At 40.4% G+C, this 19,299-nt stretch carries 36 protein-coding genes and 1 pseudogene; 7 read left to right on the plus strand and 30 right to left on the minus strand.

The genetic code is table 11. The annotated features are described in order from the left end of the window. From SB028_RS12990 to SB028_RS13060, 15 genes are all read right to left on the minus strand, one after another. On the minus strand, positions 1-930 hold the full coding sequence (locus tag SB028_RS12990; protein ID WP_318859533.1) for a phage minor head protein: 930 nt from the start codon (positions 928-930) through the stop codon (positions 1-3). Next, complete coding sequence (locus SB028_RS12995; protein WP_318859535.1) at positions 881-2,236, minus strand: anti-CBASS protein Acb1 family protein; 1,356 nt, start codon at positions 2,234-2,236, stop codon at positions 881-883. Before SB028_RS12995 ends, SB028_RS12990 begins: the two co-directional genes overlap by 50 nt. Next, on the minus strand, positions 2,236-3,480 hold the full coding sequence (locus tag SB028_RS13000; protein WP_318859536.1) for a PBSX family phage terminase large subunit: 1,245 nt from the start codon (positions 3,478-3,480) through the stop codon (positions 2,236-2,238). The genes SB028_RS12995 and SB028_RS13000 overlap by 1 nt, the downstream gene beginning before the upstream one ends. Continuing rightward, the gene (locus SB028_RS13005; protein ID WP_318859537.1) at positions 3,461-3,883 is read right to left on the minus strand and encodes a DNA-packaging protein; all 423 of its coding nucleotides are present in this window, start codon (positions 3,881-3,883) and stop codon (positions 3,461-3,463) included. The genes SB028_RS13000 and SB028_RS13005 overlap by 20 nt, the downstream gene beginning before the upstream one ends. Positions 3,884-3,899: 16 nt before the next feature. Next, positions 3,900-4,082 carry a hypothetical protein gene (locus SB028_RS13010; RefSeq protein WP_049199098.1) on the minus strand — a complete coding sequence of 61 codons (183 nt, stop codon included), beginning with the start codon at positions 4,080-4,082 and terminating at the stop codon, positions 3,900-3,902. Then, the gene (locus SB028_RS13015) at positions 4,075-4,233 is read right to left on the minus strand and encodes a hypothetical protein (RefSeq protein ID WP_318859538.1); all 159 of its coding nucleotides are present in this window, start codon (positions 4,231-4,233) and stop codon (positions 4,075-4,077) included. Before SB028_RS13015 ends, SB028_RS13010 begins: the two co-directional genes overlap by 8 nt. A 30-nt stretch (positions 4,234-4,263) precedes the next feature. After that, positions 4,264-4,422, minus strand: coding sequence for a hypothetical protein (locus tag SB028_RS13020; protein ID WP_318859539.1), 159 nt, complete (start codon positions 4,420-4,422; stop codon positions 4,264-4,266). Beyond that, entirely contained in the window at positions 4,419-4,625 is a 207-nt protein-coding gene (locus tag SB028_RS13025; RefSeq protein ID WP_318859540.1) for a hypothetical protein, read from the minus strand. The genes SB028_RS13020 and SB028_RS13025 overlap by 4 nt, the downstream gene beginning before the upstream one ends. Continuing rightward, the gene (locus tag SB028_RS13030) at positions 4,622-5,206 is read right to left on the minus strand and encodes a hypothetical protein (RefSeq protein WP_318859541.1); all 585 of its coding nucleotides are present in this window, start codon (positions 5,204-5,206) and stop codon (positions 4,622-4,624) included. The genes SB028_RS13025 and SB028_RS13030 overlap by 4 nt, the downstream gene beginning before the upstream one ends. 274 nt (positions 5,207-5,480) lie before the next feature. Next, a complete protein-coding gene (locus SB028_RS13035) occupies positions 5,481-5,672 on the minus strand; it encodes a crAss001_48 related protein (protein ID WP_318859542.1) in 192 nt (63 codons plus the stop codon). Positions 5,673-5,690: 18 nt separating this feature from the next. Beyond that, complete coding sequence (locus SB028_RS13040; protein WP_318859543.1) at positions 5,691-5,870, minus strand: hypothetical protein; 180 nt, start codon at positions 5,868-5,870, stop codon at positions 5,691-5,693. A 141-nt stretch (positions 5,871-6,011) separates the two neighbouring features. Beyond that, positions 6,012-6,404, minus strand: a complete 393-nt coding sequence (locus SB028_RS13045) for a hypothetical protein (protein ID WP_318859544.1) — start codon at positions 6,402-6,404, stop codon at positions 6,012-6,014. Further along, positions 6,391-6,723, minus strand: coding sequence for a M15 family metallopeptidase (locus SB028_RS13050; RefSeq protein ID WP_318619889.1), 333 nt, complete (start codon positions 6,721-6,723; stop codon positions 6,391-6,393). The genes SB028_RS13045 and SB028_RS13050 overlap by 14 nt, the downstream gene beginning before the upstream one ends. Next, on the minus strand, positions 6,710-7,003 hold the full coding sequence (locus SB028_RS13055; protein WP_004918415.1) for a phage holin family protein: 294 nt from the start codon (positions 7,001-7,003) through the stop codon (positions 6,710-6,712). The genes SB028_RS13050 and SB028_RS13055 overlap by 14 nt, the downstream gene beginning before the upstream one ends. After that, positions 7,000-7,389, minus strand: coding sequence for a putative holin (locus tag SB028_RS13060; protein WP_004916901.1), 390 nt, complete (start codon positions 7,387-7,389; stop codon positions 7,000-7,002). Before SB028_RS13060 ends, SB028_RS13055 begins: the two co-directional genes overlap by 4 nt. Before the next feature lie 225 nt (positions 7,390-7,614). Between SB028_RS13060 and SB028_RS13065 the strand changes: the two genes are divergently transcribed. Both SB028_RS13065 and SB028_RS13070 read left to right on the plus strand, forming a co-directional pair. Then, positions 7,615-8,091 carry a hypothetical protein gene (locus SB028_RS13065; protein ID WP_318859546.1) on the plus strand — a complete coding sequence of 159 codons (477 nt, stop codon included), beginning with the start codon at positions 7,615-7,617 and terminating at the stop codon, positions 8,089-8,091. A 2-nt stretch (positions 8,092-8,093) separates the two neighbouring features. Continuing rightward, positions 8,094-8,270 carry a hypothetical protein gene (locus SB028_RS13070; RefSeq protein WP_310989978.1) on the plus strand — a complete coding sequence of 59 codons (177 nt, stop codon included), beginning with the start codon at positions 8,094-8,096 and terminating at the stop codon, positions 8,268-8,270. Positions 8,271-8,780: 510 nt separating this feature from the next. On the opposite strand, the gene SB028_RS13075 is transcribed toward SB028_RS13070, so the two are convergent. From SB028_RS13075 to SB028_RS13145, 15 genes and pseudogenes are all read right to left on the minus strand, one after another. Further along, positions 8,781-9,281, minus strand: a complete 501-nt coding sequence (locus SB028_RS13075) for an antiterminator Q family protein (protein WP_161752100.1) — start codon at positions 9,279-9,281, stop codon at positions 8,781-8,783. Beyond that, positions 9,278-9,469, minus strand: coding sequence for a hypothetical protein (locus SB028_RS13080; RefSeq protein WP_318859548.1), 192 nt, complete (start codon positions 9,467-9,469; stop codon positions 9,278-9,280). Before SB028_RS13080 ends, SB028_RS13075 begins: the two co-directional genes overlap by 4 nt. Positions 9,470-9,621: 152 nt before the next feature. After that, positions 9,622-10,140, minus strand: coding sequence for an HNH endonuclease signature motif containing protein (locus tag SB028_RS13085; protein WP_318859549.1), 519 nt, complete (start codon positions 10,138-10,140; stop codon positions 9,622-9,624). A gap of 142 nt (positions 10,141-10,282) precedes the next feature. Next, positions 10,283-10,925 (minus strand): annotated as a pseudogene (locus SB028_RS13090) (recombination protein NinG). Beyond that, positions 10,897-11,376, minus strand: a complete 480-nt coding sequence (locus SB028_RS13095; RefSeq protein WP_318859550.1) for a hypothetical protein — start codon at positions 11,374-11,376, stop codon at positions 10,897-10,899. The pseudogene SB028_RS13090 and the gene SB028_RS13095 overlap by 29 nt, the downstream one beginning before the upstream one ends. Further along, positions 11,369-11,599, minus strand: a complete 231-nt coding sequence (locus tag SB028_RS13100; RefSeq protein WP_318859551.1) for a DUF3310 domain-containing protein — start codon at positions 11,597-11,599, stop codon at positions 11,369-11,371. The genes SB028_RS13095 and SB028_RS13100 overlap by 8 nt, the downstream gene beginning before the upstream one ends. After that, positions 11,596-12,039: a YbcN family protein gene (locus tag SB028_RS13105; RefSeq protein WP_318859553.1), complete on the minus strand. Its 444-nt coding sequence runs from the start codon at positions 12,037-12,039 to the stop codon at positions 11,596-11,598. Before SB028_RS13105 ends, SB028_RS13100 begins: the two co-directional genes overlap by 4 nt. A 14-nt stretch (positions 12,040-12,053) precedes the next feature. Beyond that, positions 12,054-12,227: a Lar family restriction alleviation protein gene (locus SB028_RS13110; protein WP_318859554.1), complete on the minus strand. Its 174-nt coding sequence runs from the start codon at positions 12,225-12,227 to the stop codon at positions 12,054-12,056. Between the two features lie 2 nt (positions 12,228-12,229). Beyond that, on the minus strand, positions 12,230-12,595 hold the full coding sequence (locus SB028_RS13115; RefSeq protein WP_318859555.1) for a hypothetical protein: 366 nt from the start codon (positions 12,593-12,595) through the stop codon (positions 12,230-12,232). After that, positions 12,592-12,798 carry a DUF551 domain-containing protein gene (locus SB028_RS13120; RefSeq protein WP_318859556.1) on the minus strand — a complete coding sequence of 69 codons (207 nt, stop codon included), beginning with the start codon at positions 12,796-12,798 and terminating at the stop codon, positions 12,592-12,594. The genes SB028_RS13115 and SB028_RS13120 overlap by 4 nt, the downstream gene beginning before the upstream one ends. Positions 12,799-12,852: 54 nt before the next feature. After that, positions 12,853-13,707 (minus strand): ATP-binding protein, encoded by an 855-nt coding sequence (locus SB028_RS13125; protein WP_318859557.1) that lies wholly within the window; start codon positions 13,705-13,707, stop codon positions 12,853-12,855. A 3-nt stretch (positions 13,708-13,710) separates the two neighbouring features. Continuing rightward, on the minus strand, positions 13,711-14,526 hold the full coding sequence (locus SB028_RS13130) for a hypothetical protein (RefSeq protein ID WP_318859559.1): 816 nt from the start codon (positions 14,524-14,526) through the stop codon (positions 13,711-13,713). Continuing rightward, positions 14,526-15,194, minus strand: a complete 669-nt coding sequence (locus SB028_RS13135) for a GIY-YIG nuclease family protein (RefSeq protein ID WP_318859560.1) — start codon at positions 15,192-15,194, stop codon at positions 14,526-14,528. Before SB028_RS13135 ends, SB028_RS13130 begins: the two co-directional genes overlap by 1 nt. A gap of 138 nt (positions 15,195-15,332) precedes the next feature. Continuing rightward, positions 15,333-15,674 carry a lambda phage CII family protein gene (locus SB028_RS13140; RefSeq protein WP_260282495.1) on the minus strand — a complete coding sequence of 114 codons (342 nt, stop codon included), beginning with the start codon at positions 15,672-15,674 and terminating at the stop codon, positions 15,333-15,335. Positions 15,675-15,837: 163 nt separating this feature from the next. Further along, entirely contained in the window at positions 15,838-16,047 is a 210-nt protein-coding gene (locus SB028_RS13145; RefSeq protein WP_049257589.1) for a helix-turn-helix transcriptional regulator, read from the minus strand. Between the two features lie 118 nt (positions 16,048-16,165). On the opposite strand from SB028_RS13145, the gene SB028_RS13150 reads away from it, so the two are divergent. The 5 genes from SB028_RS13150 (at position 16,166) to SB028_RS13170 (ending at position 19,247) form a co-directional block, all read left to right on the plus strand. Further along, positions 16,166-16,813 carry a LexA family transcriptional regulator gene (locus SB028_RS13150; RefSeq protein ID WP_318859561.1) on the plus strand — a complete coding sequence of 216 codons (648 nt, stop codon included), beginning with the start codon at positions 16,166-16,168 and terminating at the stop codon, positions 16,811-16,813. Between the two features lie 34 nt (positions 16,814-16,847). Next, positions 16,848-17,420, plus strand: a complete 573-nt coding sequence (locus SB028_RS13155) for a DUF6932 family protein (RefSeq protein ID WP_318859562.1) — start codon at positions 16,848-16,850, stop codon at positions 17,418-17,420. After that, the gene (locus SB028_RS13160; protein ID WP_318859563.1) at positions 17,413-18,303 is read left to right on the plus strand and encodes a hypothetical protein; all 891 of its coding nucleotides are present in this window, start codon (positions 17,413-17,415) and stop codon (positions 18,301-18,303) included. Before SB028_RS13155 ends, SB028_RS13160 begins: the two co-directional genes overlap by 8 nt. Before the next feature lie 430 nt (positions 18,304-18,733). Continuing rightward, the gene (locus SB028_RS13165) at positions 18,734-19,051 is read left to right on the plus strand and encodes a hypothetical protein (protein ID WP_049199136.1); all 318 of its coding nucleotides are present in this window, start codon (positions 18,734-18,736) and stop codon (positions 19,049-19,051) included. 10 nt (positions 19,052-19,061) lie between these two features. Next, positions 19,062-19,247 carry a hypothetical protein gene (locus SB028_RS13170; protein ID WP_318859564.1) on the plus strand — a complete coding sequence of 62 codons (186 nt, stop codon included), beginning with the start codon at positions 19,062-19,064 and terminating at the stop codon, positions 19,245-19,247. Positions 19,248-19,299 lie beyond the last annotated feature (52 nt).

Here is a 19,299-nt window from a genome sequence, read left to right on the forward strand (position 1 = left end):
TTATTCCTCCGCCCATTGATAACCACGTTCTTTCATGGCCTCTTTTTCCTCTAACAGTTTATTGATGAGAGTCTTGTTGTAAGGCTTGCCGTCTTTATCAACAAGAACGGTTACAGTTGAGCACTTGCAGTTAATTGAATTAGCGTCACGAGCCCACCAATCACGTTGCTCATCAGACGTAAACATTTTCCCATGCCTAGCTGCGTGATTAGGCCTTGTTGTTGGGCTCAGCGCGGAGATATGAATTTCACGAGTTTCAAGGTTAAGCATCTCCTTGGCTTCGTCCGCTTCATCTAATCGCGCCCTGCGTAATGCGCTAGTTATCTCTGTTCTTGCTATTCGATTAGCTCGACGAGTTTCAATGCCAGCCTGATTGGTTAGGTTTCTAGCCACTTCACGAGGATTTCGCCCTCTCGCGATCCCGTCAGTAAGAATCCGAGCCATGTCAGCTTTAACCTGACCTGATAGCCCTTTCATCTCCTCAAATATACGAGCACGAACTAGAGCCATTCTTAACTGGTATGGCTCACTCATCAGTATCGTTGCAACACTTTGTTGAGTTGCTGCGTAGACAGTTGATTGCTGCGCTAGGTTTGCGTACTGCTGCGCTGTTCCTCTTTCGTATGCTGTACTAACGTACTCAAGGAAAAGAAAGTTGCCAAACTCGCCACCATTCAAAAGCACCTCATCAACCATTAGCTCACCATCTCTCAAAAGTATTGAAAGGTAGTTAGGATCTAAATCGAATTGGTATTTTCTATTGACGACTGGCTCAGAGGGGATTCTGTTAAGAAGTTGAATATAGCCTTTTGATATTCTTCGAATACGTTTTGCAAACTCTCTCATTGCGCCACGCTCTAGCTTATCGACTGATGTTGGATCAGCTTTCGTTCCGGGTCTTATCGCCGTCCTTATTTTCTGTACCTTCATCAGTTTCACCTAATGGCTCTTCACTATCATTTTCATAGCCAGCCGCTTCCCTAATTTCTTCGACACTAAACACTGGCTCACCAGTAGCGAGAGCGGTTTGATTAATTCGACTCATTTTCTCGGAGCTATCCAGTTTTTCAGTAGATGACTGCTCATTTAAATCATCCCAAATAACCGTTTTCTCACCGATAGGATCTAGCACCTTGATGTTAATTAGGTGATCGATGAAGTCCTCTATCTCAAATGAGAGTTCGCTTTCTCTGCGTGATTGGCATCGTGCATTGAAATACTTCTGGTCTTCCGTGCTAGCCCTTTCACCAGTCTGCATGCCAACAAGTATTTTGGATGGAATATCCATTGCGGCTGATGCGGTTTGAAGATTGACGTTATAAGTTGGTGTCGGATCAGATACAGCCGTAACCATAGGACTAACATTTGCGCCCTTCGTAACAAGAACTGAATCATTACCTGCGTTGATTTCTCTTGCTACTTCATTATAAATTTCCTGCAACCCAGCAATGTCAACGCCATACATTCTTGCCATTTCATCAAGGCTGGCTTCCTTTTCGTAGTTAATATTTAGCTGTCTTGCTGCGTTTTTAAGGAATGACTCGCCAGAACCACCCTCAACCTTTTCAAGACTTACAAAGGCGTTATAGGCAGGTTCAAGAAAGCCGATGGCGTCAACTGAATAATCACCGAGAATAAAAACCCGATCCGGATGGATATTGATATTTCTAGTCCCACCATTCGGTAGCGTCTCCGTGTACTGCCACATGCTAGGTTGACCGTAATTAGGAGAGTTAATATCCGTCACCCAATCAGTAGGCTTAATTGCATTCGCCCATGCTGGCGTTGCTTTTTTAAGTAGCTTTGATTTCGTGACGGGCTCATGCCACTTCCCACTATCATTGATATGAAGGATCAAGCCTGCATAACGACCAACAAGTCGCTTCTGATCTGCCTCTTTGAACGCCTTCCAAATACGCTTATTTACGTACTTTTTAAATGAAGCTTCCCAAGTGGTTTCTTTCTTGTATTTATCTGCTTTGTCACCCTCAATCACTTGAGGTGATGTTTTCCAGCAATTACCTACGAGTTTTGTTACCCCACCAAAGGCAATACCACCACGGCGAAATAGCTTATATAAATCCTCAAAGGTTAAATCTTGTTTGAATCCGTACTCACACCAAGCAGATGATCGCTTCGCATCAAGCCCCATGGTTGGATTAACCAAAGCCATACGGGAACGAGCTATCGCATCACTCACCATGTGATTGACGGCTAGTTTCATGTTTTCTTGCATTATCGCCTCAGTAATCGTTTTGGAACCAATAGGCCTGCATTTGATTTTTGCGTGATATACCCATCAAGCCCATATCTAACCGCATCCCAGCAGTGGTTGTTCTTATCCTCAATAATGGGAAGAACCTCACCTGTGATCCGGTCTGTTTTATACGAGTAAAGACGGGCTTCTTTTGCTGTTTCTTTACAGCGAGGATGAATGATTATTTGCTTGAATCCGCGCAGATGTGTAATGCCATCTTCTACGCTACCCTGCCATTTTTTAGCTGCGGATATATTGAAACCTTGGCGTTTTAAGTAACTGATTGTTTCGGGTCGTGCTGAGTCTGCTTTAACTGGCCACTTGCGAGATTCAGGTATCTTGTCGTAAAACGCTGGCATGTGGTCAAGCTCAACACCTATTCCGTATGCCTCGTACTCAATGTACAGGCAGTCGTTTAGAATGAATTGGCGCAATAGCGTGTTAGGGTCTTTTGCAAAACCGAAGTCAGCACCGAATAGTAATCTGTCTGCTTTCTGCCATAAATCATCAGGGAACGATTTAACAACGTATTTATTCGCTAATACCTGCTTATCGGAGTTTTCAAGATAAGCGCCTTCCCAGATCCATGCGTAAGTAGCAGAGTCCAATCTTTCCTGATCGCTTAATCGCTCTTCTTCAAGTACTGATGGAAACCACGGGTTATCATCGTAATTCATCTCGACAACGATGGCATTATCAGGTGGATTCTTTCTAAAGCGTTTATCTGTCGCGCTACCGTCTCGTTCAGGGTTCCATGTTACCCATATTTCAGACCCAGCCTCACGAACAGTGGGCGTTAATTTAGTCCATGCTATTTCTGATACTGATTCAGCTTCATCAACCCAAGCGATTAATATTCTCGCCTTAGATTTAATGCTATCTAAGTTGTGTCGTAACCCTGCAAACACATAATTGACAGAGCGGCACTTTGTGCGGATATACTTCTCGCCAAGTTCATAGAAGTCATTCAACCAAGGCACAGACCTAATCGCCTGTTTTACCTCTTCCATTGATGATTCTTCTAACGAGTTCATGTACTCACGAGCACAAAGTATTACTCCAGATTGACCATTCATCGCAGCTATGTAGCCACGAATTGCCGTCATTAATGCAAATGTTCTTGTCTTTGCAGATCCTCGCCCACCATGCGAGCATCGATAGCGATAATTACCTTCAAAAACTGGAATTAATTTAGGTGGTATTTCAATCCTTGCTACCGTCATTGTTACCTCCGGCAACCAGAACTATTTTTGTTGGCGACATCGAATTATCAGATGAGGTGTGATCAACTTCTTGCTTCTCAGAGTACCCGTGATTAGCCAGCATTAGTTTTGTGATTGTTGCGTTAAAGTCACCAGCCAATCCGCTATTAATTAGCTTCATTTCCTGAAATGCCATAATCCCGTCTAACGTGTCCGAAAACTCACGACCTAGATCACTATCTTGCTTTCCGTACTCATAAACAGTTGAACGAGCTATTCCCAAATAACACGCCAAGCCTGCAATACTAGGTATAACCTGACCTTCATTTTCTTTGTAACCGCCGTACAGGTATTCCTTTGCCTTAGCGATTAGCTCATTAGTCAGCTTGCTAGGGCAACCAACCTGTTTAGATTGTTGTCCCATACCCTTTCCTTAATATTTACTGTTCAACTACTGGCACGTATTTAATATCACTAATCTCATCAGGTGATATGTATACCCATGAGCCGTCGAGTGATGCGATACCGATTAACCCGTTAGTTACGCGAGGCTCTTTAGTGGTCATCACGCCTTCGTATGTGGTTCCGTCTTTCTTAGTTGCTATTACGTGATATTTATTCACTACTCAACTCCACTTCTTGGCCTTTAAACACAATTTCTTTCTTAAAACAGAGCTTCATTAACCAAGTGCTGTTAATTAAAGCGCCGATAATAAACAATGGATACATATAACGGCGCAGTGTCATTTTGTAATGCAGTGTTCCTGTTTTCATATTCCACCCAATAAAAAAGGCCACTAGGGCCTATTTGGTTTTCTGTTTGTTGACTAGCTTGCCTAACTCTCGCTCGACGATTTCAGCAACTATCCACCCATCATCAACCCTGCCGCAATGTAAGTATTCAAGTGATTGCTGTAATTGACGATAGAGAATGGATAAGTTTGCTTTTTCTTGTTTGGTCATACTTTCTCCTTAGCAAACTTACTTGCCCACACCTTGGCAATATGTAAGCAGTCGTCAAACATTCGCCCTTTTCTACTTGCTTGAGAGCTTCGGCGATAATGATCTACCGCCATGTAGCTCGCTCTACGACAAACAGGTAAAGAAAAGCCGAGGTTTTTTAACTCGGCCAGTACGTTCTGCTCTATGAATTGTTCGTGGTTCATGCCGGCTCTTCTCCATCTGGAAATTCGCCCATATCAGGTAAGGTTAATTGTGATAGTTCTTTAATTGCCTTCTTCGCTTTGCGTATTTTCTTTAAGTGACGCTTGCGTAAATTCATTAAGTCACTACCTTTCCTGCCAAAGTTCTCGAACGACCAACTATCGGCTGCCACTAATCTATTTTGCATCTCATTGATAGTCAGGCTTTTAAGCTCATTCATATCAAGGTTTGCTAACCCCGTTTGTGGTTTTGACTCTTTTTCTGCTAGATCAAGCAACCATCGACGCAAGGCTTTCGCTACATCTGTCTTAGATAAGATCCCTACCAAGTGAGCGCCTCTAATCGAAAATATTCTTACCCTCTTATTTTGTATCTCGTTGTTTTTATTGCTAACGGTCAAGTTGACCGTCTGAGACATACCATCGGTAAATTCATCTTTGTTTCGATTAAAGATACGAGTCACAGATGATTCATCTTTATACTCAAGTAACTCTGAAAGCTGTTTGTTGGTAAACCAAACCTTTCCATCACCATTGTCAAATGGGATAACTTCATTGCCTTTAAAAACTAATTTATCTGACATGATACTGTCCTTACTTAGTAATGAACCCTTGCCACATAGGAAATCAGCCCATCGAAGCAGTATCAGCTATAACTGATCACCTCAAAGGCTCATTCCTAAATAACGGCTCGATGCTTTTAGATGTGTGTGCATGTGGTGCACATGGTGAAATGCGATTTAGCTCGCAGCTTAGCGATACACTGCTAAGCCACTTCTAGTCTGTTCCTAGCAGTCAAGATAGTGATCACTCTCCTTAATGGATAAACGATTTATCTAACCTTGTCGGGGTTGTTCTTTAGAATCGCTCAATGCGCTGAGATAAAGTTTCAGAGTAACTGCGCATATGACCTAATTGATTGCTCAATAACTCTTGGTCGCGATGCTCTAGCGTCTTGCAGATATCGCCATTAATGAAAGTTGTCAGCTTTGTGATTTTGTCGTCTAACTCAGATTTCTCATCTACTACTCGTTGTTGATGTGGTTGCATTTGATACTCCTGTAGGCATTAAAAAGCCCCGCTATTGGAGGCTCGTTGTTCTAGTTCATTTATCTTCTTATCCAATTTAGCTAACTGGGATTTCCAACTCGCTAGAGAGATAACATTTTCAGCAGGTGTCTCATCAATGAATTCAAGAACCTTATTTTTAGCTGACTTTAAGTAAGCCAATTCAGACTCTATGCTCATTTCATCACCTGTCTTTGTTGTTCAATTTCCCGTATTGCTTTCTTGTCTGAGTTACATTGCTCAATAACCGATAACAGGGAGATGTTTAACATTAACGATTCTCCCCATGTCATTTGCTCTGGTATGTAGGGCAATAGACAATCAGCGGTTAGGTGTGCCGGTATCGCTATGTGCTCCATTGGCACGTATTCTTTCTGAATAGTCGTGCATCCTGATAAGAGCGTCATTAGGAATAGCAGTATTGGCGCAATCATTATTGATAAGAACAGTTTTGATAACCGTTTTAACTTTTTCAGAATCCACGGCTGACCTATTCCGCTCTTCGCTATTAAGTGATGAGACATTATTGATAATCCTGAATGTGCGGCTGGCGTTTTCTGTGATTGAGTTTTGGCGAGATAACTGATTGGTTGCTGTGTTGTAATCTTTTCTCAGTTTGTCGTAATCATCTGTTACCCACCATAGCCAGAATGCGGATATTGCCAGTAGTCCAGCTAATACCTTAGTTAGCGTGTTCATATCATTTAACGCCATTGTGCTCTAACGAGTAGTGATTGCCGTCATTGAATCGACCTCCCCACGTACCACCAATAGATTCCCAGTATTCACCAAGTAATTTATGGTCACTTGATGCCGTTAGATATTTACCGTCTTTAAATAGGTTGAAATCCACAGCTAGGCGTTGGGTGTGTAAGCTATTTTTAATACCGGAACCTGATTTGGCATTTAACTGCGCCTGCTCTGGTGTTCGGTATGCTTCCGAGAATGTCAGCTCATATCCGTTGTTGTAGGCAAAAATAATTAAGTCCGCAATCATGCGAGTGAACTTGCGTTGTTTCTCACCGAGTGTCATTTTTACTAACCCCTCTAAATATTTGCATCACATTCCCACGACTAAGAATTATTAGTGCGCATAGCGTGATATTGATTCCAACCTCAAATGGATCTGCATGGGCGTAGTCATTCGTTAATATGCGTAGTGGGATAGAACCAAGCATAACAATGAGAACCCATGCTATAAGTGACGGAAAAAATTTGTATTTAGCGCCGTTACGCTCATAGTTAACAAGACGAATAACAGCGAATAAGCATGAGAAAAAATTGACGTAAATCCAAAACATTGAGATGGTCATCTTCCACCTCCTCTGAATTTATCTATCAGGTTGTTAATAACGTTGTTAATACTGTCGGTGAGAGCACCAGGTTTAGATATTGTTACCAACACACCAACCAAACCAGCCGATGAGAACATTGCACCAACAGAGCGATCGACTTCTCTATCTCCGACAATGCCACTCAGCAGTGACGACATGAAATCAGCGCCTAATATCCCGATAGCAAATGCAACCGTGAAATATGCCCATCGCTTTAACAGCCGGATATCATGAGCGGACAATACAAATATCACCGCCCCTGCGAACGCACCGATAACAACGCCTGCGTCCATACCTGAATAGAGACCTACAATAGAGACACCCGCTAACGAGGCGGTTGCTGTGCCTGTTAACGGCTCTTGCATATATGTAGTCCTGATTAGTTAATAGAACGCCGACTCACAGCTCTTATGTGAAGTGATTAGTGTGTGATTGATTCTGTGGTCGGCATATACGAAAAAAGACCGCCTAAGCGATCTTCTGAATGTGACTTACATCAAATATTAAATAAAATATAAAGTAAAACACTTTACATATAAAGTAAAACGCTTTACCATATATTCATACAAACAAGATTAAGGAATACAAAAATGATTATCACTCACGCATCAGCAACTAAAATCGACGAAGTTAAAGACTCTGTTCACTACGCGCCATTCTTCAAAGGGTGTCTTTTTTTTGGCAGTGAAGATAACGACTACAATTTAGCGGGTCGTTGTAATTTTCAATACAATCTAGATGTCAATAACGTTATCCGTGCAAGTCGTTTTTTCTATGAGCACGATACTGATGAAAATGCTGTTCAAGATGTTTTCAGTATGATGCGTGATGATTTTAGTATCGATGTTGATGATAGTGAGTTAGCTGATTTATTAGATGGAACGACAAACATTAGTGAATATGAACACAGCTACGAAGATGACGGACAGGCAAACTGGGCTATCCAACAGTTTCAAGGCATTTTAGCCCACAAACTAGGCTATGACTGTGCAGAGTCATTTGATGAGCAGGGTACTGTTTATATCGCATACTGCGTTAATCGTAAATTACAAGAAGTAGAGTGCTAATCATGCCACTACAAGAATATATAAAATTGCATTACAACGGGAATAACGCTGAATTTGCTAGAGCTTGCGAAGTAAAACCACAACAAATCACGCAATGGATAAATAAGGGATTTATTGTTGTTGGCGATCAACTATATAGCCCACGCAGGGGGTTGCCTTCAGTCAGTAGTTCGGAATAACCGAACATGTGAACTATCCGGTAATTCCGGAGAGTTGGATATCCACAATGCAAATAAGCACTCTGGATAAATATCAATAACTTAACCTATGTTACCCTCATCAATGAAGGTAACACCCTCGAATTAGGGGGGATTAAAATAGTGGAATTACACCAGATTGGAAAACGAAACGGGATTAATTGTTAATTTCTTCGGCATTTGTTTGGCGACAGACCGATGAAAAAACAATTAACCCCGCCCAAAAGCACGGATGACAAGTGTGCTTTGTTATTCTTTTTTGGTACATAGCAATAGCTAGGGACACCAGATATCCGTCGACCAAAACATCATCAGGTGTCCCTAATCACACAACTCTCCAAAATGAAGAGTGTGTATATTTTTTAACCCAGCCAATGACTGAGTTCAGATAACAAAAAACCCCGCCGTAGCGAGGTCTTGAATGAGGTAAGTAAACTTAAGAGTCACGTAAAGCAACTTACCTGATTAGTATTGCTAATTTGATATTATAAGTCAATAGCAAAGTTCAGTTATTTTCTTCACTTTAGCCACACGTTTGCGATTATTCATTGCATTTCGCAGAGGTTCGTATAACAACCACTGTGCAGCTTTGAGTTTTGCATCAACATCATTTCTGCAAGTTCCAAGTGATGGCTTTTTAAATCTATTTCCCCCTCTCGTTTGCATTTTGCGTGGTTTTGCAACTCGGTGATAGTAAGATGCAATCGACAACTTAGATGAACCGTGAGCGTAATAACTGAGTAATATTCCATAAGCCTGTGTGTCAGTGGCGATGACTGAATCTACGACCTGAGAAATCAACATTCCTTCATCGTCATTGCACATAGGTCTTGATGGGGCTGTATTCGGTTCGACCGTCTTCATAAACTTATAAATCATGTTTATCATGCGTCCAGACCGACCTGATTGAACCCATGCACCCCAAAGCTCTAACCATCCATCTAGCCAGCGAAATTGCTCATCCGTTAATTCCTTTTCTCCGATATAGCTCATCTCGCCTCCGGTAATACTGTGTGATAATCATCATTCGCAGTTGTATATAAAATCCTAACACCATCCATCAGCCCGCTTACCACTTCCATATAGTCCATAACCTGCATTACACAGAAGTTAACTCGACCGCCTGATCTGGATTTTAAATATCTTGCTTCTTCAATAGCTGTGATTAAGTCAGTGAACATCTTTCAGCTCCTTTACCGTTCTATACTTAGATGCGAATATGTAAGCTCTTCTTTTTGCTTTTGCTATCCGTATATTTCGCCTATACCTGAGGTAGTTGTAAGGAATCCAAACAAACAATAAAATCCCCCAAGTTATAACTGCAAACCATGCATCAGGAGTCATTCTTCAGCTCCTTTAACTTGGCTCGGTAGTGGGATATGCAGGACTCAACGTGGGCATTTTTATATTTAGGGGTGTAGCCACTTTCAGGGATAGTTGATATGTGCGTCTCTTTTTCTCCATAAATAGCGTCATACGGTGATGAGCCATTTTTTATTCTTCTGGAAATTGTTCCTCTTGAAACTTTAACATTGGGCATTCTGCTCCACTCTGTTGCCGTCAATGTTATTCCATTACATGTAATACCCACTCTCCTTTTCTTGGTGTATTCTTTCTGATGCTTTCTAGTTCTCATCACATTACATCCGTTACATAAGAACCTAAGATTTTCTGGCGAATTATCTTTAACATCTTCATTGATGTGGTCTACGTGCACCGTACTCCAATCAATCGTTTTCCCACACTTATTGCAATTCATTGGGTTATCACTATGTAACTGATGCATAACGACGCGGTGTTCATATACATATCCGTTTTTCATTGCCAATGGATGATCTGGCAGGTATAGCATCTGATACCCTTTCGCATTATGAGTTCTGAGCGACCGTATTTTCTTTTCGTAGCTTCCGGTTCTCATCATCCTGAAATAATGCATTTGGCAAACCATCTGCGATTTATACATGGCTTGGCGATCACATCCGGCAACCTTGCACTTACACATTTAGGTCTCCTTTTTTCTTCAGTTCCTTCACTTTGGCTCTGTACTTATCGCGGATTCGGATGTAATCCTCTCGTTTCCAGTGCGGTATCTCATGCGGACCACGTAACCAGTCAACTAACTCCAACCCAAACCTTTCAACCAGCCGCAGCTCGTATTTCTGAGTGACGGTGGCATTTTTATGCGAGAATTTACCGGCTCCTGCATTACATGATTTGCATTGTTTGTATGCGTTTTTCTCCTCAAATCGGAGTTCAGGGTGAGCACCAACAGACAAAAAATGACCGCAGTCCCATTGACCACCATGGAGATCAGGGGGGGTTGGTTTCACCACAGCTAATGCATGGCTCATTACGGTCTCGAAGTCGGATGAATTGATTAAATGCTGCTTGGGCTTGTTGTCTGAAATATGAGAGGGGTTTTACTTCTAACTTGCGGGCTTTGAGTTTGTCTTTTGCTTCTCGTTCTTTTTCCTGGTTCTCCTTTTTAAGTTTTGCTAATGCTTTTTCTCTATCTTTATTCCTTCGTTGCTCGGATAATTCAAATCCATGTTCCGGGCTACACCAATTTTGAAAGCTCTGCTTTGGAATAAACCATTCTCGGCATATTTTACAGCGCCGTCGCCTTAGCTTCTGCATCTCCCTCTCCTTTCACTATTTCCATAATCTCAAGATGTGGATATTCATTTACGCACTCGTCGCAAACGTAAATTTCATCATCTGTTAGCTGTCTATTGCATGACCGGCAATAAACACAAGAGTCTTTTCCAGTAACAACAAGCCCTCTGCTAATCCCAACTTTAGCGATTAAAAACCCCTTCTTAGTCAACGCTTCAATATGGGTTTGAGCTGCATTAGCCGACTTCCACTTAAAGTGCTCGGCTATTTCCCCTCTCGTTGGAGGATATTTATTTTCAGAGATGAAATTTTTAATAAATGACAGCACTCGTCTTTGTCCGGATGGTAACGGCTTATCACTTTGTTTCGCCTTTACCTCGTTTTCAGATTGCTTATTTTGTGGCTGTAAACATTGAGGGATAACCTCCATCCACTTTTTCATGTTCTCTAATGCGTTATTTCTCTTAGCCATTGCTTCCGCCCTCCATCTCACTAACCATCCGTTCCATATACCAACGAGCCTTTTTCAAATCTTCGACTGGGTTAATTTTCTTTTCGTATCGCCAGACATATTTTTGAATATTACCTTTTAGATAGCCTAGAAACGCCTCTTTGGTCATACTGGCTTTTATGGCATCTATGCACTCAATATCACCTGATGCATAGTGTGGTGGGTTATTTACGTTGTCTGTCATTCTTCTTGCTTCCTTTTCAATTTCATATACTCACTGTTATCAGGTATCGTCACGAAACAATTTATACCTACCGACCAGCGCTCAACCTGCTCCATGAAGTGGAACATTTCACCCGTATCAAGTTTTGATGTTTTCCGAAGTGTCCTTACGCGCTCTGTAAGCTGTGTAGTAACGTCAACCATATCGACAACCTCATAACCTAGGAATGTATGCTTAAGCATTTCCTTAACGGTTTCTGGTGTGTAATTGGCGTTGTTCTTACATAGGTATTTACTTATCTCTGAGCACCACAAATGAAAAGTGGAATTCTGAGATAGTGAACGCTTGTTTTTCCAAGGCTTGATAATGATTCGGTGTGGTTGGTTTGTTGCTAGAACTTCTTTGAGGTGTTGCCATGCGGTATTTTTGGTTGATTCGTGGAAGAGAAAATCTGCTTCCAAGTTAACCTCCTATATCACTCACTGTTAGCTCTCCTGTTCCATGCTGCTATGGCTTCCTGCTCTGATGGTTGCGCCATGTCTCGATATTCACAACAATGACAAATTACAAACCACATTGGGTATTTCAGTTTTTTGGCGACACCAACTTTTGTTGATTCACATTCAGGGCATTTCTTGAGTTCGTCCATAACTATCCTCGCCTATCAAAATCACGCAGCCAAACTGAAATGTTTGTATCAACAATTTCTGTTATTTCATCTTTTTTGCTTCGCTTGCAATTTATGTACGTTACTATGCTGTAGAATGGGTAAAGAAATGGCGTTGATAGCGCAATTGATAGCATGAAAAACAACGTCAATAGAGTCATAGGTAACTCTCTAATCTCACTATCTAGCCAAAACAACCAATCACGAGTTTTCATATATTCACTATATGAATCTGCAACATACGCCATACAGTCAATGAAATTAAAATCATATCCCGCTGTTGCCGCCCATGTTGGCCTGTGAAGAAAATGCTTGAACGTTACTGGATGTTGTTTGTAATACTTCATCATTCACCCTCTGGCATTGGTGGGAGTGGCGGAATACACCAATGTGTAATTTCATTTTCGATAGTGCGACCACAGCTATAAAATAACCCTGTTTTGTGGCTGTAGTGACCACTGTTAACTTCTTCAAGGTCGGCGTCCCAAAGAATTACTTGAGTGCGGTCATCAGGCAATCTCTCGCTCACCTTAACCCAATTAATTCCCTGCATTAGATGCCTCTCTCTATTAACGTTGTTGCTTTCATTTAAAAATCCTCTTGCGTGTTAAGCGACTTGTTTTCTGGTTCGGTAGCTATCCCATGTAAAAGCCAGCGTGCAACCACCGCCGTCATTCATCCTGTCAATAACTCGCTCTCCAATGAATGCGCCTAACTCCTCTCTAGTTTGGTTGCTGATTAGGATTGTTGGTTTCATCTTCTCGTAACGAGTGTTGATGATTTCAAATAGGATCAACTTTTCCGCCTCAGTGCCAAACTGCACACCAACTTCATCAATGATTAACAAATCTGGTTTTGTGTAAATCCGAATAACTTCAAACTCTGTTTCGGTAGAGTCCTTACTCCAAGTAGATTTAAACTTTCTTGCAATTCGTAAGGCCGTCGTGAATAGCGCAGAATTTTGATAATCCTCAACGACACTTTTCGCAATAGCTAATGCCAGATGATTTTTACCAGTACCAGGCTTTCCGCACATCACTAAACCACCGCCATTTTTTAGGCGATCTTCCCATTTTTTAACATAGGCTTTGCAGACATTGAGATTGTATTGAGCGTCCTTGTTCACAGCCTCGTAGTTATCCAATGTGCAAGATTTAAAGCGCTCTGGTACATGAAGTTCATCAAGGAGTTTCTCTGTAAGTTTCTTCTTGAAACGCATGTCATAATCACGCTGTTCGATCTTCAAGGCTTCCAGCTCCTCCACGAGACAGTGTGGGCAAGGTGTTGGTCGTGATGGAATTGATATCGCGGTTTTACTTGAGCGAGTTCTGGCTTGATATGCGCCATGCTTAGAGCAGGTTAATTCAACAATCGTTACTTCGGTGTTCGGTATTTCTGCTGGCGGTTTACTTAGGTTTTCAAGTTGCCTTTCGATTTGCTCGATTTTGTCTGATAGGTTCATGATTTAATTCATCCATGTTGGCGCATCCGTTTTACCGTAGTCCTTGGATGCAAAATTCTCGTTTACAGCTCGCTTAGGTGGCGTGGCTTTCCATGAATTACCTGAGTTCTTGTTTTGGTAATTTAACTTCTGGCTTGCAGTGATAAACCAGTTTTTAGGCTTAGCGGCTCTGAACTCGATATCCAGTCGTTTTAGCTCATGCACCAAGTCGATGTTTGAATACAGCGATTGCCATTCAGCAAAGTCTTTGTGGTTTAAGCGGATCACTTCTCCCTCGAATGCATACTTGCTCGACATTTGGTGAATACTTGCAGATTGATTTTCTGGCTCACTAGGACAAGCCGTGTTTTCGGCTTGGGTGTTATTAGGAATCAGGTTAAGGGAATCAGGAATCAGGTTAAGGGAATCAGCAGGATTTGTTGTGTGCTCTTCTGGTTCTTGTACTGTGCTTGTATGGTGCTCTTCTGGTGCTCCTTTGTTTTCAGTAGGTTGCATTACTTGTTCTGGTATTTCACTAGCCGCTTCTTTTACGTGAGGGTTCTGATGTTTCTTCCAGTTGTTAATCTGAATAAACTCATTTCCATCTACTGCATATCTGGTAATAAAGTTTTTACTGTGTAGTTGTGCGAGTAATTTTTCACAATCAACGTCATCGTATGGCAAAACCATTGCTTTAATTTTACGTGGCTTATCTTCTAAGCGACCTTCTCTATCTGCAATGGTCCATAAACCAACGAATAGGATTCGTGCAAATGGATCACATTCAGCAAGGTCATCATTAGTAAAAAAGCCTGGTTTAATATTTCTTGCTCTAGCCATTAGAAAGGCACCTCCGATCTGTTTGCTAATTCAGGGTTATGTTTCTTCCATTCCTCTAAGTTTTGACCTATTAAGCTTTGCATTAAATAAGCTGTATCCTCTTTGAAGTAGAGGGCATGAGAGGTGTTAAATCTCTTCGAGCAAAAGTGAACAGCAAGTCTTATTAATCTTTCTGCTGTGGCAACTTTGCAACCAAAAACACTAACGTTAAGAGAGTCAAATAACTCGCCAAGATGTAATTTATCTAGACTTTCAGTGCATATGATGTCGTATGAGTCAGCCAACACTTCAACTTTATCCCCGACTCTCGCAATGCAGACTTCCTCACAAGTTTCAATAATTTCTTCTAAATCACATTTAAAGAACTCTCGAGACTCATTTATTCTGTATTTGTCCAGATAGTCATGAACAGTGGACTCATCATTACTAGGAAATTCAGAGTAAAAAGATGCTTCAACTTTAAATTTGTCTGGAACGCCAGTTGCGGAGGATAGCTCTTTGGCTCTGTTTTCTGGCGAGATAGTTGTCATTCCGACTTTATATATGCCCGGCATATACTCATTGCTCAGAATATAAACCCAGCCCTCAACCCTGAAGTTAGTTGGAAGAGATTCGGTCTTGGATACTTCACGGTTGAATTTCATTTCACCTAAGTGACCAACGCTCATACCTAGCGACCTCCATATCTATTTGTTAAGTAAACAGAATTCATATATAATTACTCCATTAATTAGCTGTATAAGACAAGAGAAACCTAAATTTCTCTTGTCGTAATTACTGGTTATTGATACAGTGTATTTGTTAAGTTAAATGGTTAAGTCTATTTGTTGAGAAGCCTCACCATTCGCAGTGGTTGAGGTTTTTCTTTTTGGTGCTTTGACATGTTCAAGCATCTGAATTAATGCCCTAGCCTCATCACCTTGCAATATCACTGTGTCATCTGGTGTCTCATACCCAATAGCAACTAAAAGCCTTGCACAACGTTGTATGAAGCTTAATTGCGTTTTAGATTGTTGAGATTGCCAGCGAGATATTTGTGATTCGTGAATACCCGTCCTTTTCGCTACTTCTCTAGCGCCAGTAACAAGTATCCCTTTCATGATTTTTGATTCGATTTCTCGAAATTTGCGTTCGTTTGATAGTTCCATTTGTTAAATTCCTTCTTAGATTACTTCCCATACTGGGAACAGCAGTAATGATCCGTGGCTCATTCCATATGAGCGGATTGTTTGTTTGGTGGGTAAATCTGTCGCTTTATCAGCGACTCCGTAGCAGTCAAGAACTCTGCGATTGTTAAAGAACGTGGTGAAATCAAGCTACTTTGGGTGGAAATAAATCATCAATAGTGACTTTCACACCTTTTTGATTAAAGAAAACAACGAGCTTTCTACAAACGTCTAGGTCAGCTTTACGTCTACCATTTTCGTAATGACTGACATTTCCTTTTGTACATCCAAGCTCTTTAGCTAAGTCGTTTTGGGTGATTCCCAATTTTTTTCTGTATCGACTTAAATTGTTCATTAGAACCTCCTTATTATAATTAGGTTAGTATACATAAAGTAGTCGATAACTCAACATCAAAGTATACATTTTGTGTGTCTACATATATGTATACATAACGTATAATCTTGGTATGAAAATGAAATGGTATGAACTAGCCAAATCCTTAATGAAGGATAAAGGCATTACTTATGATGATTTAGCTGAGCGCTTTTCGGTTTCGAAGGGTGCCGTTGGCCATTGGATGACAGGAAAGAGAGAACCATCTCTGCATGATATAGCGGGAATACTGGCATTTGTTGGTGTAAATAACGCAGTTATTAATTCAGATGGTTCGATTAGTATCGAAAAAGAAGATATTAGCCATCAGCCGCCAACATATGAATACCCTCTCTTCACGAAGGTACAAGCTGGTGCTTTCTCAACAGAATTTAACTCATACACTCAGAAAGATGCTGTGTCGTGGATACCAACAGCTAAGAAAGCCAGTGAGCGTTCTTTCTGGTTAGAGGTTGAAGGTCAATCAATGACAGCTCCACCGGGAGGAAAGCCAAGTTTTCCAGAAGGTATGCTAATTCTGGTTGATCCTGAAGAAGAGGTTGAGTTCGGAGATTTCTGTGTCGCCCGTTTGCTAAATGATGAGTTCACATTCAAGCGTTTAATTAGAGAAGGCGGAGTTGAGTATCTAGAGCCATTAAACCCTCGTTTCGACCTGATCCCTATTAATGGGAACTGCACAATCATAGGTAAGGTAATCAAGTCACAATGGCCTGACGACACGTTTTAGGGTATGGGAAACGAGTATTCTTATATAAAACACTATGAATAATACTATACCTGAATGGAATGAATTAGGAATTATACCGCCTATAGGAGAAACATCTTCTGTAGATTTTAATCGTTCTCCATACAAAACAACATCTATAGAATTGGTCACTAGTTATGCATTTAATAAAAAAAGAGCTAATATTTTAACTGGATTTTTAAAGTTTAGATCTCGATTGTATAGTATTGGCATAACAAATGGTTTTCAATGGGTTGATGGCAGTTTTACTGAGAATGTAGAATTAACTGAATCAAGAAAGCCAAATGATATTGATTTAGTAACATTTTTTTTCGTTCCACAAAATGAAACTCAAACTTCCTTAATTAATAAGGATTTAGAGTTATTCACTAATAGAATGAAAGATCTATATCTTGTTGATTCTTACTGGCAGGTTCTTAACAGTGACCCAATAACCCTGGTAGAAATGACTGTATATTGGTACAGTATGTGGGCTCATAAAAGAGATATGTCATGGAAAGGTTTTTTGCAAATCCCGCTATCTGAAGAAGATGATCTACAGGCAAATATTCTACTACAAAATTTGATATCAGGAGGCTTCGATGAATAAAGATGAATACATCTATGTTCTTAGTGAACGTAGCCAAATAATATCCATGCTTGAATCAATGGATGAAACTGATGTCATCAGCAGAATGAGCCTGGAATATAGGTTATCGAAAATTGATGAAGAATTAAAAAATTCCAACATAAACAAGCATTCACCTGCCAAGGCAGTTATAACCTTTAAGGGAGATCCAGTTTTTGGCACTGTAGGAATATCATCCGTATTTGGAGCGAAAATACTAAAGGCATTTAATTCAGCAATAACTAATGTCTCAACATCATTGTTAACGATCACAGGGGCTCAAAAAATAGAACCCATGGTCATTACTGGTACAGCAAAGGGATCTTTTGGTTTCATTCTAGAAGAACCTTCTCGTGGAGGTGTTTTAGATTTTGATGAAAAATCAATAACAGCATCTTCACTTGAAAAAACATATAAAATATTAAAATCAGCAATAAATAGTGATGATGACACCCTGTCTTTTGAATTAGAAGACCTTGATGAAAATGCTATAAAAAAAATAAGAGAATTTATTGATATACTGGTAAAAGAAAAAACAATATTTACTATAAAAAACAATGATTTTTCTTTAGTTGTAAGAAATCCTCAGCAACTAGAAACTATTAGCTATAAGCTAAGTGTAGATAACATAAAAGAAGAAATTAAAACATTGGCTGTTATGTTTACTGGAGTGTTACCAAATAAAAGACGGTGTGAATTTAAATTAATTAGTGATGAGACCGACGTGGAGGTGGCGACAATAAGTTCCCACATAAAATCACCAGAGGTGATCAATACCCTGATTGGCAAGACAGTCCAAGCTAAATTTTTATGCACTACCGTAGGCAACGGTAAAACAAAATACTCCCTGAGAGATTTACCTTAACTTATCAATAACCACTTCAGCCCTCTCCGCGAGGGCTTTTTTGTGCCCTCTCCCCTCCAAAGAAGTGATCTGCATTCCAATCTGAGATTTATTTGAAAATAAATTATCTGAAAATACAGATAGTTGACTTTTATTTATCTCAAATGTCTACATTTAGTATTTACATGCGTCTACTTATCGTATACATTTAACTCATCAACGGAACACAGCGCGTTGATGTTCTTTAACAACGATGATGGCGAGCTGTGTATTAGCTATCAGAACGGTGACGCTGATAAAGCGTCAACCTTCTCAGAAGGTTTTGATGAGCGCAGGGTGTTCACTCACACCAGAGAGTCCCGCCCCGACATGGGGATTATTCCATGTATAAGCAGAAATAATATAGGGTTTCGATCCTTGCGCTCACCAAAGCCAACTGTTTGGAGGATATATGGCAACTATTACAGTTAAAAAGTCACGTAAGCCTGAGTTTTTACGCGGAGCATCTGCAAATAGACGTCACGCCAGACGGAAAGCAGAAGCTATTGCAAAAAAGAATATTGAATTGAAATTAGAATCAGTATTTCCTCAGGAGAAAAGACTTACATCAGTAGAAAAAACACTGTCATTAAGTCACATACCAGTTACTAGAAATATTGAACCTAAATACCAACCATCGGTAGATAACTGTTGCTTACCTAATGTAGCAGTATTTTCAGGAGTTAAAACAAAACAGCCGAGCAGTGAGTTCGGGGTGACGGCGAGATAGGAGATTAAATATGTACGATACATTTAAGTTAATTCAGAAACATTTTGTACCAAGACCTAATGATATGACAGTAGATATTGAGAGTGAAACATTCAATAGAGCCAAGGAGGATGTAATTAAAGAATTACAAAGCCAGATTAATCATATTAATAGAGTGGAATTACAAGAATATAAATTTCACCTTAACTATCAGTAAGTAAACTAATCCCAGCTCATCTCGGTGGGCTGTGGTGAGTTGATTAACAGAT

It is taken from the genome of Proteus vulgaris, assembly GCF_033708015.1.
Taxonomy (GTDB): Bacteria; Pseudomonadota; Gammaproteobacteria; order Enterobacterales; family Enterobacteriaceae; genus Proteus.